The organism is Thermus antranikianii DSM 12462 (assembly GCF_000423905.1).
Taxonomy (GTDB): Bacteria; Deinococcota; Deinococci; order Deinococcales; family Thermaceae; genus Thermus; species Thermus antranikianii.
On record NZ_AUIW01000005.1, the window covers coordinates 40408 to 55353 of the forward strand.

Below are 14946 nucleotides of genomic sequence, written 5' to 3' on the forward strand. Positions count from 1 at the left end.
AAAAATGTCCCCCGTCCAGAGAGCCTGGACGGGGGACATGGGTCCTAACCTAGCGCAGATTGGCCCCGATTACCGTGCGGGGGAAGCGCCCTCCCCCAAAGGCGTAGAAATACTCCCCATCCAGGAAGATCCCTGTGCGGGCGTCCAGGAGGAACTCCACCCCCAGGGAGAGATGAATCCCCACCTCACCCGGACCGACAAAGTAGCCGGCGAGCCCCCCGCCGAAATAGGGACGTATCCCCCTGAGATCCCCATCCAACTGGCCCAGGTCAGTTTTGAACAGCACCTCACCCGCCACTAGGAAACCAGGCCCACCGGGAAAGAGGTCCACAAATCCCCGGAAGGCCAGGTTGCGCTCTAAGGGTGCCTCGAGGCCCAGTCCCAGCCCCGCCGGGGGCAGGGATAGGCGGAAGGACACCGCCCGCTGGGCAAAAGCTCCCGTGCCTAAGGCCAACAACGCCAACATCCAGAGCACTTTGCGCATAATCCACCTCCTCCATGCATGGTACCCCCACCTAGGACAAAGCGAAAGAGGGACTTCTCTCACGCACCCTTCACCCTAAGGCCTTAGGCTTTCTCCTATGAAGCGCTTTTCCCTAGCAGCCCTCCTATTGGCCCTTGGTGCCCTCCTTGCCCCCATGCTGGCCCAGAACAGGAACGTGGCCACCCGGGTGGGGTTCGTGGATGCCGATGCCCTAGTGCAGGCCCACCCCGACTACAAGAAGGTGCAAGACCTCCAGGCCCAAGCCCGCAAGGAGCTGGCTCCCTTGGAGGAGAAACTCAAGCCCCTGGACCAAAAGATCCGTTCAGGCCAGGCCACAGCCAAGGAACGCCAGGACTACGAGGCCCTCCTCAAGACCTACCAGGACACCCTGAAGAAATGGCAGGACCGGCAGAATCCGGTGCTTAAGCCCATCCTGGAGGAGGTGGACCAGGCCATCGCCAAGGTGGCCAAGGCCCAGGGCTTTGCCGTGGTCATGAGCCGCCAGGTGGCAGCCCAATCGGGGCTGGTGGTCTACGCCGACGAGGACACCGACCTCACCCAGGCGGTGATTAGAGAGTTGAAGAAGTAGCCCTCTAACCTCAGACCCGGGGAAAGCATGCCCCGGGCTTCCCTTTTCCTGTCCTTGCCGCCAGGTTATAATCCTTCCGATGGCGAAGCGAAAACCGGCTAGGCCCAGCCGAAACCGCGACCTCGAGGCCCTGGGTACAGTGGCCTTGGGGGCGGGGGTCTTCCTCGCCGCTCCTCTTCTACCCTTACCCACGGGGGCCTTCGGGTCCTTCCTCCGGGAAACCCTCTACCAGGCGCTGGGCCTACCCGCCTACCTCCTTCCGCCAAGCCTTTTCCTCCTAGGGGCCTTCCTCTTCCGGAATAAACCCCTAAAGCCTCTCCTTCGCCACCTGCTTTTCCTTTACCTCCTGGCCTTCGCCCTCCTTCCCCTCCTGGGGCAACCCTTTTCGGGACGGGTGGGCGGGGAAATGCGGTCCTTTCTGGAGGCCAAGGTGGGGGCCCTGGGCTTCCTCCTTCCCCCTATCCTGGCCTCCCTGGTCCTGGACTTCTGGCGGCGAAAACCTCCTCTTCACCTCCTCCTCACCGGCCTGCGCCTAGGGGTGGAGGGCGTGCGCCGGATCCGCCACCGTCTAAAGGTCCTTCTCCTCAGGCGAAGGATCCGCCTCCTCGCCCGCTTTTACCCCGAACACACTGCCCTAAAGGCCCTGGCGCAGAACCTCTCCCCCGCAGAACTCCCGGGGGTGGAAAAGGCTTTAAGGGAGTTCCTGAAGGAGCGGGCCGCCGAGCTGAAGCGGCAGATGGAAGAGGACCAAAGGCCCCTGGAACCCCGGCTCCAAGCCCTTCTCCAAGGCTTGAAAACCCCTGTGCCCGGGGAAGGTCCCTTGCGGGATGCCCTGGAAGAACGGCGGGCAGCCCTTCACCTCGAGGCCCAGGCCCTTTTATCCCGCTTGAAAGCCCTTCTCACCTTTCCCGCGCCCAAGCCCAGCGTGGGAGGCCTGGTCCAGGGCCTAAGGCTTCGGGAAGAGCGCAAGGCCCGCTGGGAGGAACTTTCCGGTCTGGTCCAGGACCTCGAGGGGCGCTACGAAGAGCTCTCCTCTTGGCTATCCTTCCTCTACCGCCATCCCGAGGCCCAGGCCGAGGGGCTGAGGGCCCTGCTCACGGGGAATCCCCCGCCCGCTGTTTCTCCCCCACCCCCTTCCCCTGGACCGGAACCCTTTGACCTGGACCTGGTCTTCCCCGAACCTTCCCCAGCCCAGGTCCAACCGGATCCTCCCTCGCCCTCCCCTGCCCAGAGCACGGCCCTGGCCCTCCCCACCCCGGACCTCCTGGACCCCCCGGAGCCCAAGGGAACCGCCCGGGTCCTGGAGGAGGAGGTGGAAAGGCTAAAGCGCACCATCGCCGACACCCTCAAGCACTTCGGGGTGCAGGCGGAGGTGGTGGGCCACGCCCGCGGCCCCTCCGTGATCCGCTACGAGCTTCTGCCTGCCCCCGGGGAAAAGATCAGCCGCATCCAGAGCCTGCAAAACGACCTGGCCCGGGCCCTGGCGGTGGGGGCGGTCCGCATCGAAGCCCCCATCCCTGGAAAGAACACCGTGGGCCTCGAGGTGCCAAACCCCAAAAGGGAGCTGGTGCGCTTTTCCGAGGCGGTCCTCTCCCCTGCCTTCCAAAACGCCAAGGCCCTTCTGCCCCTGGTCCTGGGCAAGAGCATCGAGGGAGAGATCTGGGTGAGGGATCTCGCCAAAATGCCCCACCTCCTTATCGCGGGTTCCACAGGAAGCGGCAAGAGCGTGGCCATCAACGTCCTTATCGCAAGCCTCCTCTATAAGCACCTCCCCACCTCCTTGCGCTTCCTCCTCATCGATCCCAAGATGGTGGAGCTCACCCCCTACGAGGGCATCCCCCACCTGGTTCGCCCCGTGGTCACCAGCCCCGAGGAAGCCGCCGGGGTCCTCCAAGGAGCGGTGGCCCACATGGAACGGCGCTACCGGCTCCTAAGCGGGGTGGGGGCCAGGAACCTGGAACAGTACAACGCCAAGATGGAGAAGGAGGGCGGGGAAACCCTTCCCTACCTGATCATCGTGGTGGACGAGCTGGCCGACCTGATGATGACCGCCCCCAAGGAGGTGGAATCCGCCATTTTGCGCCTGGCCCAGATGGCTCGGGCCACGGGCATGCACCTTATCCTGGCCACCCAGCGGCCCAGCGTGGACATCCTCACCTCCCTCATCAAGGTGAACATCCCCGCCCGCCTGGCCTTTGCCGTGTCCAGCGGCTTCGACTCCCGCACCATCCTGGACACCCAAGGAGCGGAAAAGCTCATCGGCCAGGGGGATGCCCTCTTCTACCAGCCGGGGCTTCCCAAGCCCGTGCGCCTGCAGGTACCCTACCTCTCCGAAGAGGAGGTAGGGCGCCTGGCGGGCTTCCTCAGGGGGCAGAGTTACGAGGACCGCTTCGCCGAGGCCTACGGCCAGGACTTTGAGCCCCCCAAGGGGCCAGAAGGGACCGGCCTGGGCGAAGTGGACTTCTCCGATCCCCTTCTCAAGAAGGCAGCGGAGATCGTGGTGGAGGAGGGTTACGGCTCCGTAAGCCGCTTGCAACGCCGCCTTTCCATCGGCCACGCCCGGGCCGGAAAGCTGATGGATGCCCTCGAGGCCATGGGAATCGTGGGCCCCTCCAAGGGGTCCAAGCCCCGAGAGGTACTCATCAGCAAAGAACAGCTCAAGGACTTCTTCGGGTAAATTCGGGCAAGGGTGTGCTATCATGGCCCTTTGTGGAAACGGTGCCGGGCGGGCGCTGGGTGGCAGAGATCTACGGTTGCGACCTGGACGTCTTGGAAAACCCCAAGATGGTGGAGGCAGCCCTCCTGGACGCGGTGATGCGCCTGGGGGCACCCAGGGGTTCGGCCCAGTCGGTGGTGTACAAGTTTCATCCCCAGGGACTTTCCGCAGCGGTGGTGAGCCCGGTGGCAGCGGTGATGATCCACACCTGGCCTGAGGACAACGCCTCCGCCACCCTGGACCTCTATTTCTACCGGGATGGGGTGGACCCCGAGGAGGTCCTGAAGGGGCTCTCCCGGGCCTTCGGGGCCAAGGAGGAATCGGCCTTCCGCTACTGGCGGGGAACGGAACACGCCATCAAGCGCCGGGCCTTTGGCGACCAGCAAGGAGGTTGAAGCTATGGACTACGGCATGTACTTTTTTGAGCACATCACCCCCTACGAGACCATGGTGCGGCGCATGGAAAGGGTGATCGCCTCCGGCCGCACCAAGTACCAGGACTACTTTCTCTTTGAAACGAAAGGCTTCGGCAAGGTGCTGGTCCTGGACAAGGACGTGCAGAGCACGGAAAGGGACGAGTACGTCTACCACGAAACCTTGGTCCACCCGGCCATGCTCTCCCACCCCGAACCCAAAACCGTGCTTATCGTGGGAGGCGGGGAAGGGGCTACCCTGAGGGAGGTGCTCAAGCACCCCACCGTGGAACGGGCGGTGATGGTGGACATCGACGGGGAGCTGGTGGAGGTGGCCAAGCGCCACATGCCCGAATGGCACCAGGGAGCCTTCGAGGATCCCCGGACGGTCCTGATCATCGATGACGCTCGGGCTTACCTGGAGCGCACCCAGGAAACGTATGATGTCGTCATCATCGACCTCACGGACCCCGTGGGGGAGGATAACCCTGCAAGGCTCCTCTACACCGTGGAGTTTTACCGTCTGGTGAAGGCCCACCTGAACCCGGGCGGGATCATGGGCATGCAGGCGGGGATGATCATGCTCACCCACCACCGCGTCCATCCTGTGGTGCACCGCACGGTGCGGGAAGCTTTCCGCTATGTGCGGAGCTACAAGAACCACATCCCCGGCTTCTTCCTGAACTTTGGCTTTCTCCTGGCCTCGGATGCCTTTGACCCTGCGGCCTTCTCCGAAGGGGTCATCGAAGCCCGCATCCGGGAACGGCAACTGGCTTTACGACATCTCTCCGCTCCCTATCTCGAGGCCATGTTCATCCTGCCCAAGGACATCCAGGAGGCCATAGACAGGGAAACCCTGGTATCCACCGACCAGAATCCCTTCTACGTCACCCCTGAAGGAGAGGCCCGCCAGGCCCCCTACCAGGGCTAGGCGGGCTTGCGGAGCCCTCTGGGGCTTCTCATCCGGGACATGGTAGAGTAAGCCCATGCAACGCGTTATAGTCCTCGTAGGGATAGCCCTGGCCCTTTTGGGCCTGGGTTGGATTCTCTGGGGTCCCAAGGGAAAAGTCGGACTAGACCCCGCCCAAGGTGCCCGCTTTGCCCTGGGCGACCCCAATGCCCCCGTGGTGGTGGTGGACTTTTCCAACTACCTCTGCCCTCACTGTCAGAACCACGTCTTAAACGTCCTTCCCCAACTTAAGGCCGAGTACATCGACACCGGAAAGGTGCGCTATCTCTTCCGCGACTTCCCCTTCCCCGGCCAGGCCAACGTGATCCGGGCCAGCGAGGCCGCCGCCTGCGCCGCCGACCAAGGGCGCTACTACGAGTACCACGAGGTTCTCTTCCGGGCCGCCTCCAGCTGGGGGAACCTGCAGGGGAGCGTGCTGGACCGCTATTTGGTGGATCTAGCGGGGCAGATGGGACTGGATGAAAACACCTTTGCCCAGTGTTTGTCCTCGAATAAGCACCGTGAGGGGGTCCTAGCCGACCAGAAGCTGGCCTCGGACCTGGGCCTCACCGGTACTCCCACCTTCTTCATCGCCGGCGAAAAGCACACGGGCTTCCTACCGTACGAGGAGTGGAAGACCCTCTTGGACAAGGCCCTGGCAGAAAAGAAGTGAGCCTTTCGGTGTAGGTACAAGGGGGGGTACACCCCCCTTGTCCCATACGGGTCTGGTACCCTGGAAGCCGTGGAAGCCCTCTGGGTGGCTACCGCCTTCGCCCTGGGCCTCTTGGCCAGCCGCCTAGGGCTTCCCCCCTTGGTGGGTTATTTGGGAGCGGGCTTCGCCCTGCACGGGATGGGCTTAAGAGAAACGGAATTCCTGCACCGTGCGGCGGAGATCGGGGTGCTTCTTCTCCTTTTCACCGTGGGGTTGAAGCTCCGCTTTCAGGACCTTCTGGAGCCCCGCATCTTGGGAGTAGGCGGCCTCCACCTCCTGCTTTTCGCCCTTCTCGCGTTTCTCGTTGTGGGAAACCTTCCCCTGGCCATCGCCCTGGCCTTTTCCAGCACCGTGTTGGTGGGAAAGGTCCTCGAGGACAAGAAGGAACTCACCACCTACCATGGCCGCCTCAGCGTGGGCATCCTGGTCCTGCAGGACCTGGTGGCGGTGGGCCTTATCACCCTTTATGGCGAGAACCAGATAAGCCCCTGGGTAGGGCTGGTTCTCCTCCTGCCCCTTCTCAGGTCTGCCGTGGCCTGGCTTCTGGAAAAAAGCGGCCACGAAGAACTACTGGTGCTCTTCGGTCTAGGCCTTGCCCTCCTCGGGGGAGAAGGCTTCCGCCAGGTGGGGTTGTCCCCCGAACTAGGGGCCTTAATCACGGGAATCCTCCTCTCGGGCCACGAAAAAGGAGGGGAAATGGCCAAGGGGCTTTGGAGCCTCAAGGAGGCCTTTTTGGTGGCCTTTTTCCTAGATATCGGCCTCAGGGAAGGCCTACAGGGCGTGGAACTCGGGGTGGTCCTGTCCCTTCTCCTCCTGGCCCTGGTCAAGACCCCTCTCTTCTTCGCCCTGTTTCTCCTCTTCGGGCTTCGGGCCCGCACCGCCTTCGTGAGCGGCATGTACCTGGGCAATTACTCGGAGTTTGCCCTCATTGTGGGGGTCGTGCTGGAGCGGGCGGGGCTTCTCCCCCATAGCCTTTCCACTCTAGCCCTCCTGGTGGCCCTTTCCATGGCGATTTCCGCACCCCTTGCCCGGTACAGCCATAGCCTCTACAAGCGCCTCGAGGCCCGCCTCCTTCCCCTGGAACGCCAGGGGCGTCACCCCGACCAGGAACCCGAGCGCCTGGAAGGGGCCACGGTGCTCATCGTGGGCATGGGTCGCACCGGGGGGGCCGTTTACCGCATCCTGGAGGCCAAGGGCGAGCATCCCGTGGGCTTGGACGCGGACCCCGAAAAGGTAAGCCGCCACCAGGCCAAGGGGCGGAAGGTCCTCTACGGGGACGCGGAGGACCCCGAGCTTTGGGAACGTCTGGACCTTACAGGGCTTAAGGCGGTGGTCCTGGCCCTGCCGGACCTCGAAGCCAAGGTCCTCGCCGCCCGCTGGCTCAAGGAACGGGGCTTTAAGGGGATCCTGGCCGCCACCAGCTTCCACCTGGAGGAAGACCCCATCCTAGAAGCCGCCGGCGTCTCCCTCCTCTTCCACCCCTTCCGCGAGGCCGGGGAACGCCTGGCGGAGAAGGTGCTGGAAAGGCTGGCTATAATGGGTGAGGTGAGCCATGGCCGGTCATAGCAAGTGGGCACAGATCAAACGTAAAAAAGCCGCCAACGACCTCAAACGCGGCAAGATCATCTCCAAGCACCTCCGGGCCATCCAGGCAGCAGCCCGGGCAGGGGGGAGCCCCTACCCGGAGGCCAACGTCCAGCTTCGCAACGCCATCGAAGCTGCCCGCGCTGACGACGTCCCCTTGGAAAACATCGAGCGTCTCCTACAGAAGCTACAAGGGGGTGGGGAAAGCGCCGAGCAGTACGAGGAGATCGTCTACGAGGGCTACGCCCCCGGCGGGGTAGCCCTTCTCGTCTACGCCCTCACGGAAAACCGCAACCGCACCGCGAGCGAAGTGCGCCACGTCTTCAACAAGTACGGGGGTTCCCTGGGAGCCAGTGGGAGCGTGGCCTGGCAGTTTGAACGCAAAGGGGTGATTGTCTGCCAGAACTCCGAGGCCGCCCAGGAAGCAGCCATAGAACTCGGGGCCCTCGACCTTGAGGAGGAAGGGGAAAGCCTAACCATCTACACCGACCCCAGCGAAACCTACCGCATGGCCGAGGAGCTTAAAAGGCGGGGCATACCTGTGGAGGCCGTGGAGGTGGTGCAACATCCCCAGAACACCGTGGCCTTGCCCCCTGAGGAAGCTGCCAAGGTCATGCGCCTGGTGGAGGCTTTGGAGGACCTGGACGACGTGCAACACGTCTACACCAACCTGGACCCCGCAAGCCTCCAGGTGGAGGCCTAGTACCGCCCCACCTTGGCGAAAGCCAAGGTGGGGAACCCGGTAAGTCCCTTCCGGCCAAGTTCTGGAACGCCCCGGGAAAGCTCACGGGAAAGGACCCTACTCCTTCTTGCGCTTCCTCTCCTCCCGCATGAGCCTTCGGCGCTCAGCCCGGGAAAGGCCCGGCTGGGGCGGCGGGGTGGCGAGGCGCTTCTTCTCCACACCAAAGGGCCGAACCTCCTCCTTGGGGGTGGGCACGGGCACGTAAGGAGCCTCCCGCACCGGGCGCACCGGCTCCGCCTCCACCTTGAGGCGGAAGAGGAACTTGGCCACCTCCCCCTTGATGAAGCCCACCATGTCGTTGAACAGCCGGGTGGCCTCGATCTTGTACTCCTGGAAGGGGTCCTTCTGCCCGTAGCCCCGCAGGAAGATACCCTGGCGGAGCACATCCAGGTTATGGAGATGCTCCTTCCAGGCGGAGTCCACCACGTTGAGGATCACGAAGCGCTCCACCGCCCGCATCAGGGGAGGGGAAAGTTCCTGCTCCCTGACCTCGTAGGCCTTCAAGGCCGCCTGCACCAGGCGCTCCACACCCTCTTCCGGCTTTAAGGTACGAAGCTCCTCAAAGGGGAAGTCTGCAAGCTGGGGCACGGTGTCCAGGAGAGTGGCCTTCAGGGCATCCAGGTCCCAGTCCTCGGGATGCACCTGAGGATTAAGGATGTTTTCCGCAATTCCCGCCACCGTTTCCTCCACCATGCCCAAGGCTGCCTCCTTTACCTCCTCATCCTTGCCCAGAAGGATAAGGCGGCGCTGGGCGTAGATGACTTCCCGTTGGCGGGCCATCACATCGTCAAACTGCAAAAGCTGCTTGCGGATGGCAAAGTTGCGGTCCTCCACCCGCTTCTGGGCCCGCTCGATGGAACGGGTCACCATGGGGTGCTCGATAGGCTCAGAGTCATCGAAGCCCATGCGGTCCAGCATGGCGATAATCCGGTCTGAGGCGAAAAGGCGCATAAGGTCATCGTCAAAGCTGACGTAGAAGCGGCTTCCCCCCGGGTCCCCCTGGCGCCCGGCCCGGCCCCGAAGCTGGTTGTCGATGCGGCGGGACTCGTGCCGCTCGGTGCCGATGATGAAAAGCCCTCCTAGTTGCCGCACCCTTTCCTCGTCCGCCTTACACTCTTCCCGGATCTGACGGATCTTTTCCAGGAGCTCTTCCTTTATCCCCAGCTCCTGGGCCAGGGCCCGGGCCTCCTCCTCCTGGCCTGCCACCATCTTCTTGATGAAGAGCTCCACCTTCCACTCGTACCGGTCAAAGCCCTCCTTTTCCAAAAGGGCCGCCGCCAGGTACTCGGGGTTGCCACCCAGCTTGATGTCTGTACCCCGGCCCGCCATGTTGGTGGCGATGGTGACGGTCTTGCTCCGGCCCGCCTGGGCCACAATCTCCGCCTCCTTGGCGTGGTGCTTGGCATTCAGGACCTGGTGGGGAATGCCCTGGCGCAGGATGCTCAGGGTATGCACCGCCCGCTTTAAACCCTCCCAGGCAGCACGCAGGTTGCCCTTCGGGGGAATAAGTCCTTCAAAGGCTGCCAGGTCCTCATCCTTAAGCTGGGTGGGCTTTTCCAGAAGCTTCCTTAGGCGCTCCCACTCCTCTCCCTGCTGCTTCTGGCTGGCCTTCTTGAAAAGCTCCAGGCGCATCTCCAGCCGAGGCAGATAGAGGCGGGGCTCCTTAAGCATCTGGGAAAGCCTTTCGGACTTCTCGATGCTGATGGTGCCCACCAAAACCGGCTGGCCCCGTTCGTACTTCTCGGCGATCTCCTCCACCACCGCATAGAACTTTCCCTTTTCCGTGCGGTAGACCACGTCGGGGAAGTCCTGCCGGATCATGGGGCGGTTGGTGGGCACCACCACCACGTCCATGCCGTAGATCTCCTGGAACTCCTTCTCCTCGGTCTTGGCGGTGCCGGTCATACCGGCCCGCTTCTCGTAAAGGCGGAAGAAGTTCTGATAGGTGATGGTGGCCAGGGTCTGGTTCTCCCGCTCGATCCTGACCCCCTCCTTGGCCTCGATGGCCTGGTGGAGGCCCTCCCCGTAACGCCGCCCCGGCATCAAGCGGCCCGTGAACTCGTCCACGATGATAACCTGGCCATCCTGGACGATGTAGTCCCGGTCCCGATGGTAGAGCTCCTTGGCCCGGATGGCCTGGATGAGCATGTGGGCAAGCTCCATGTTCTCTGGGCTGAAAAGCCCCTCCACCCCAAGGAGTTTCTCCGCCTTAGCGATGCCCTGGAGGGTGAGGTGCACGGAGCGGTTCTTCTCCTCAATGGTGTAGTCCCCCGTGGGCTCCTTACGCACCCCGGGCTCCGGGGGAAGGCCTCGCTCCAGCTTCTTGGCGATCTCCGCCATCTTGTAGTAGAGGTCCGTAGCCTTCTCCGCCGGGCCGGAGATGATGAGGGGGGTGCGGGCCTCGTCGATCAGGATGGAGTCCACCTCGTCGATGATGGCGTAGTGCAAGGGGGTGTCGTGGCGAAGCACCAGCTGGTCCGGGGTAATGGCCATGTTGTCCCTGAGGTAGTCAAAGCCCAACTCGGAGTTGGTCACATAGGTAACGTCGGCCAAGTAGGCCTTGCGGCGCTCCTCGGGGGTGGAGCTGTGCTGAATGACCCCCACCGTGAGGCCCAGGCCTCGGTACACGGGCCCCATCCACTCGGCGTCACGGCGGGCCAGGTAGTCGTTCACCGTGACCACGTGAACACCCTTGCCGGTGAGGGCGTTCAAGGCTACGGCCAGGGTAGCCACCAGGGTTTTGCCCTCCCCGGTCTTCATCTCCGCGATCTTGCCCTCGTGGAGCACCGCCCCGCCGATGAGCTGCACGTCAAAGTGGCGCATGCCCAGGTAGCGCTTGGCGGACTCGCGGGTTAAGGCAAAGACCATGGGGAGAAGCTCCTCGAGGCTCGCCCCCCTTTTGTGCTTCTCCTTGAGCTCCGCATAGGCTGCGGCCAGGTCGGCAATCTTCTCCACCTCCGGCTCCAGCCGGTTGGTGGGCTCCACCACTTGCTTGTAGTAGCGGGCGATCTCCCGCTCGTTGTTGTCAAAAAGCCGTCGTATGAGGCCCAGCATCCTAAGGCCGATTGTACCCCTACAGGATGAGAAAGCCTTCAGGCCTCCTCGAGGGGCCAGTAGGCGGTGGCCCCAAGCGACAAGGGGCTAGGGGGAAAACCTCCTTGGTAACGGCGCCAGGCGGCCAAGGCCACCATGGCCCCGTTGTCCTGGGAAAGGCCCCTGGGAGGGAAGTACACGGTAAGCCCCGCCTCCCGGAAGCGAGCCTGCAAGGCCCGGTTGGCAGCCACCCCTCCTGCCACCAAAAGCACCCGGTGGCCCGTGTCCTGGGCAGCCCGGATGACCACCTGGGCCAGGTGCTCCACCGCCGCCTCCTGAAACCCCCTGGCCAAGGCCGGGGCGGGATGCCCAGCCTCCACCAGCTGCACCGCCTTGGTCTTGAGGCCGGAGAAGCTGAACTCGTATCCCTTCTGGTCCTTGAGGGGGACGGGGAAGGGCACCTTCTCCCTGGCTTCCTGGGCCAGGCGCTCGATCTCAGGCCCCCCGGGAAAGCCCAGGCCGAGAAGCCTCGCTACCTTGTCAAAGGCCTCCCCGGCGGCATCATCCCGGGTAGCCCCGAGAAGCCGGTAGCGGCCCAGGGCCTCCACCGCGAAAAGGTGGGTGTGCCCACCCGAAGCCACCAGGGCCAAAAAAGGAGGGCTCAGGCCAGGAGGCCAGGCAGCGGCGATGTGGGCCTCGAGGTGATGGATGGCATAGAAGGGCTTCCTCAAGGCCCAGGCCAGGCCCTTGGCGAAGGTGTACCCCACTAGCAGGGCCCCGATGAGCCCAGGGCCACGGGTGGCCGCCACCAAGGAAAGATCCTTGGGCCCTATCCCCGCCTCGGCCAGGGCCTTTTCCGCAAGGGGGCGGATGACCTTCAGGTGCTCCCGGCTGGCCAGCTCGGGCACCACCCCGCCGAAAGCCTGGTGCAGGGCCACCTGGCTGGCCACCAGGTTCACCACCACTTCCCCGTCCTTCACCAGGCCTACCCCTGTGTCGTCACAGGAGGTGTCAATGCCCAAAATCCACATAGCTATCCTTCCCTCGGGTCCAGCACCGGGCCCGGGTAATGGCGGGTATTAGAGCTGACCAAGGTGAGGCCGTGCACCTCCGCCGCTGCCCATTGCAACAGGTCCACTAAAGGAAGCCGGGCTCCCTGGACCTTCCTCTCCCAAAAAAGCCTTGCAGCCCGCTCGGCTACCGCGAAGTCTAAAGGTGCGAAACCCAGCTCCCGGAGAAACCGGCGCTGGGCCTCCAATCCCCTCTCCGGAACGCCTGCCAACACCTCCGCCACCGTAATGGGCGTAACCCACAGGGTCGCCCCCTGGGCCAGACTCCCCCGCACCCAGGCCACCACCTGGGGATGGCCCCGAAAGAGATCAATGATCACCGTGCTGTCCAGGAGATAACGCATCCAAACGGGCCTCCGTTTCCCCCCTCAAAGTCCGGACATAGCCCACCACATCCTCCGGCGTGGCCCAGTGGGGAGCCTCTTCGAAACCCACGGAACCCGCCACCTCCTCCACCAGGGAGAGAAGCCGCACCCGCCTGAGGTAGTCTTCCAGGGCCTCCGCCACCACCTCGCTTCGGGAACGCCCCTTCCGCTCCTCATCCAGGCGCTTTACAAGCTCTTCCGGAAGCCTCAAGTGCACCAGCACCCCGGGCATGGTATCACCTTCTGCTACTCTAGCAGATACCCTCAAGAAGGGACTAGGCTAAGGGCAATGCTCTGGCTCCTCCTTCCGGTGCTCCTCCTCGTCTACCTCCTTTACCGGGCGAGGAGGCCCAAGGTGCGCCCCTGGGCCGGGGTGTGGCTTTGGCAGAGGGGCAGGAGGAAGCGCTTTCGGCCCCGGCTGGACTTAAGGCTTTTCCTCCTTCTCCTGGCGGCCGCCCTGATGGTCCTGGCCCTCGAGGATCCCCCCTTGGGTCCCTCCCCCATGGTCTTCGTGGTGGACACCTCCGCCAGTATGGCCACTCGGGAAGGAGCCAAGACCCGTTTGGACCTGGCCAAGGAAAGGCTTCTCCCCCTTTTGGAAAGAACCCCGGAGGCCGTCTTGGTGCGGGCTGGGGAAAAGCCGGAAGCCTATGGCCCTGCCCCCGGCATCGCCCTGAGGACCCGGCTCCTGGCGCTGGAGGCAAGGGACCGGGAGGCCCGGCTGGAGGAGGCCATCGCCCTGGGGCGGAGGCTTCTAAAGGCCCCGGTGTTGGTGGCAAGCGACGGCCCCGCGCCCCCTGGGGCGGAGGGGTACATCGGGGTGGGAAGCCCCAGGGAGAACCTGGGGATCGTGGCCGTGGCCCAGGGGTTTTTGGCCTTAGGGAATAGCGCAAGCCGCACCCTCGTCGCCCAGGTGGAGGTGGGGGGCAGGGTGGAGGAGGTGCGGGTTCCGGCCCGGGGCTTCGCCCGGCTGGAGAACCTTCCCCCCACCTTTACCGCCCGGCTCCTGAATGGAGGTGCCCTGGACCTGGACGACGGGGCGGGCTTCGGCCTAAAGCGGCTTGGGGTGGACTACCCCAAGGCCCCCGCCTTGGAAAGGCTCTTCCTCCTCCTGGGGGCGGTTCCCGGGGAGGAGGTGCGGGTGCGCATCGGGGTACCCCAGGGGCTTCCCGATAGGCCAACCCTCTACCTGGCCCCTTCCGGGGGAAACCCTACCCCGGTCCTCCTCGCTACGCCTCATCCCCTCCTGGAAGGAGTGGCCCTTTTGGGGGAGCGCCTGCCCCCTCCTCCCCCGCCCCCCAGTTCCTGGCGGCCCCTGGTGGAAGGGGAGGATGGGGTGGGCCTTGTCTACTTCACGGAAGGAGGGCTTTACCTGCCCCCCTTGGCCGCCATCCAGGAGCGCCCCTTCTTCCCCCTCCTGGTCTACAACTTCCTCAAACCCTACCGGGAGGTGCGCACGGGCCTCCTTTCCCCTGTGGAAACCCTTCTTCCCACCCCCGGACCCAGCTTTCTTCCTCCAAGCCAGGGAGGGGCAGGCCGGTTCCTCGCCCTCCTCGCCGCCTTGGTGCTCCTCCTCGAGGCCCTACTCTTCCGCCCCAAACCCCGGGCCCAGGAAGCATAATGGGCCCATGCGCTTCCGTCCTTTCACCGAGCTGGATCTGGACCTCCTCAACCAAGTGGCGGGAAGCCGGCCCTTGAGCCTGGGTGCCGTGCGCTTTTTCGCCCGCACCGGCCACTCCTTCCTGGCGGAAGAGGGGGAGGAGCCCATGGGCTTCGCCCTGGCCCAGGCGGTGTGGCAGGGAGAGACCACCACGGTCCTCGTCACCCGGGTGGAGGGCAGGAACCAGACGGTCCTGGAGGGCCTCCTGGCCGCCGTGGTGAAAAGCGCCTACGACGCCGGGGTTTACGAGGTGGCCCTGCACCTGGACCCCAAACGGGAGGACCTTCAGGCGGCCTTACAGGCCCAGGGATTTGCCATCGGACCCTTGGTCCTGGCGGTGAGGGTCCTGGGAAGCCGGGGGCAAAGGGGAGAAACCCGGGGCATCCTAGAATAGGGACCATGAACCGGGTTCTCATCGGCATCCGGGGAGAGCCTACCCCCGAGGGGATGGAGAGGATCCTTAAGGCGCTACGGGACCTCGAGGGCACCTCCCAGGTCCAGGCCACCGGCCCCGCCCAGGTCCTGGTGGAGTACGACCCTCAGGTCCTCACGGTGATGGACCTCCTCCGCACCATCCGGGAGCAGGGCTTTCTGGCGGGGATGCTCTGATACCACCCCACCTTGGCCTT

General features: G+C 64.2%; 15 protein-coding genes. 10 read left to right on the forward strand and 5 right to left on the reverse strand.

Features of this window, described 5'->3' with window-relative positions; genetic code table 11:
* Positions 1–49 precede the first annotated feature (49 nt).
* The gene (locus G584_RS0106145; RefSeq protein ID WP_028493833.1) at positions 50–484 is read right to left on the reverse strand and encodes a hypothetical protein; all 435 of its coding nucleotides are present in this window, start codon (positions 482–484) and stop codon (positions 50–52) included.
* Positions 485–581: 97 nt separating this feature from the next.
* On the opposite strand from G584_RS0106145, the gene G584_RS0106150 reads away from it, so the two are divergent.
* The 7 genes from G584_RS0106150 to G584_RS0106180 all read left to right on the forward strand — a co-directional run bounded on the left by G584_RS0106150 (position 582) and on the right by G584_RS0106180 (position 8150).
* Positions 582–1073, forward strand: coding sequence for an OmpH family outer membrane protein (locus G584_RS0106150; protein WP_028493834.1), 492 nt, complete (start codon positions 582–584; stop codon positions 1071–1073).
* 79 nt (positions 1074–1152) lie between these two features.
* Positions 1153–3750, forward strand: coding sequence for an FtsK/SpoIIIE family DNA translocase (locus tag G584_RS0106155; RefSeq protein ID WP_028493835.1), 2598 nt, complete (start codon positions 1153–1155; stop codon positions 3748–3750).
* Positions 3751–3782: 32 nt separating this feature from the next.
* A complete protein-coding gene (gene speD, locus G584_RS0106160) occupies positions 3783–4184 on the forward strand; it encodes an S-adenosylmethionine decarboxylase (RefSeq protein WP_028493836.1) in 402 nt (133 codons plus the stop codon).
* A 4-nt stretch (positions 4185–4188) separates the two neighbouring features.
* The gene (gene speE, locus G584_RS0106165; protein ID WP_028493837.1) at positions 4189–5133 is read left to right on the forward strand and encodes a polyamine aminopropyltransferase; all 945 of its coding nucleotides are present in this window, start codon (positions 4189–4191) and stop codon (positions 5131–5133) included.
* Positions 5134–5188: 55 nt separating this feature from the next.
* The gene (locus G584_RS0106170; protein ID WP_028493838.1) at positions 5189–5824 is read left to right on the forward strand and encodes a DsbA family protein; all 636 of its coding nucleotides are present in this window, start codon (positions 5189–5191) and stop codon (positions 5822–5824) included.
* 69 nt (positions 5825–5893) lie between these two features.
* The gene (locus G584_RS0106175) at positions 5894–7429 is read left to right on the forward strand and encodes a cation:proton antiporter family protein (RefSeq protein WP_028493839.1); all 1536 of its coding nucleotides are present in this window, start codon (positions 5894–5896) and stop codon (positions 7427–7429) included.
* Positions 7416–8150, forward strand: coding sequence for a YebC/PmpR family DNA-binding transcriptional regulator (locus tag G584_RS0106180; RefSeq protein ID WP_028493840.1), 735 nt, complete (start codon positions 7416–7418; stop codon positions 8148–8150). The genes G584_RS0106175 and G584_RS0106180 overlap by 14 nt, the downstream gene beginning before the upstream one ends.
* Positions 8151–8246: 96 nt before the next feature.
* Here the strand turns inward: G584_RS0106180 and secA are convergent, their stop codons facing one another.
* From secA to G584_RS0106200, 4 genes are read right to left on the reverse strand one after another with little or no spacing between them, the layout of a single operon-like run.
* Positions 8247–11243, reverse strand: a complete 2997-nt coding sequence (secA, locus tag G584_RS0106185; RefSeq protein ID WP_028493841.1) for a preprotein translocase subunit SecA — start codon at positions 11241–11243, stop codon at positions 8247–8249.
* Between the two features lie 38 nt (positions 11244–11281).
* A complete protein-coding gene (tsaD, locus tag G584_RS0106190; protein ID WP_028493842.1) occupies positions 11282–12253 on the reverse strand; it encodes a tRNA (adenosine(37)-N6)-threonylcarbamoyltransferase complex transferase subunit TsaD in 972 nt (323 codons plus the stop codon).
* Between the two features lie 2 nt (positions 12254–12255).
* Positions 12256–12636 (reverse strand): type II toxin-antitoxin system VapC family toxin, encoded by a 381-nt coding sequence (locus G584_RS12355; protein WP_083964865.1) that lies wholly within the window; start codon positions 12634–12636, stop codon positions 12256–12258.
* Positions 12602–12889 (reverse strand): ribbon-helix-helix domain-containing protein, encoded by a 288-nt coding sequence (locus tag G584_RS0106200; RefSeq protein ID WP_028493843.1) that lies wholly within the window; start codon positions 12887–12889, stop codon positions 12602–12604. The genes G584_RS12355 and G584_RS0106200 overlap by 35 nt, the downstream gene beginning before the upstream one ends.
* Positions 12890–12946: 57 nt before the next feature.
* Here G584_RS0106200 and G584_RS0106205 point away from each other — a divergent pair, with 57 nt between their 5' ends.
* Genes G584_RS0106205 through G584_RS0106215 form a run of 3 tightly spaced genes read left to right on the forward strand, consistent with a single transcriptional unit; the run spans position 12947 to position 14926 of the window.
* A complete protein-coding gene (locus G584_RS0106205) occupies positions 12947–14278 on the forward strand; it encodes a vWA domain-containing protein (RefSeq protein WP_028493844.1) in 1332 nt (443 codons plus the stop codon).
* 7 nt (positions 14279–14285) lie between these two features.
* Positions 14286–14711, forward strand: coding sequence for a DUF1999 family protein (locus G584_RS0106210; RefSeq protein ID WP_028493845.1), 426 nt, complete (start codon positions 14286–14288; stop codon positions 14709–14711).
* A gap of 5 nt (positions 14712–14716) precedes the next feature.
* Positions 14717–14926: a hypothetical protein gene (locus G584_RS0106215; protein WP_015717699.1), complete on the forward strand. Its 210-nt coding sequence runs from the start codon at positions 14717–14719 to the stop codon at positions 14924–14926.
* Positions 14927–14946 lie beyond the last annotated feature (20 nt).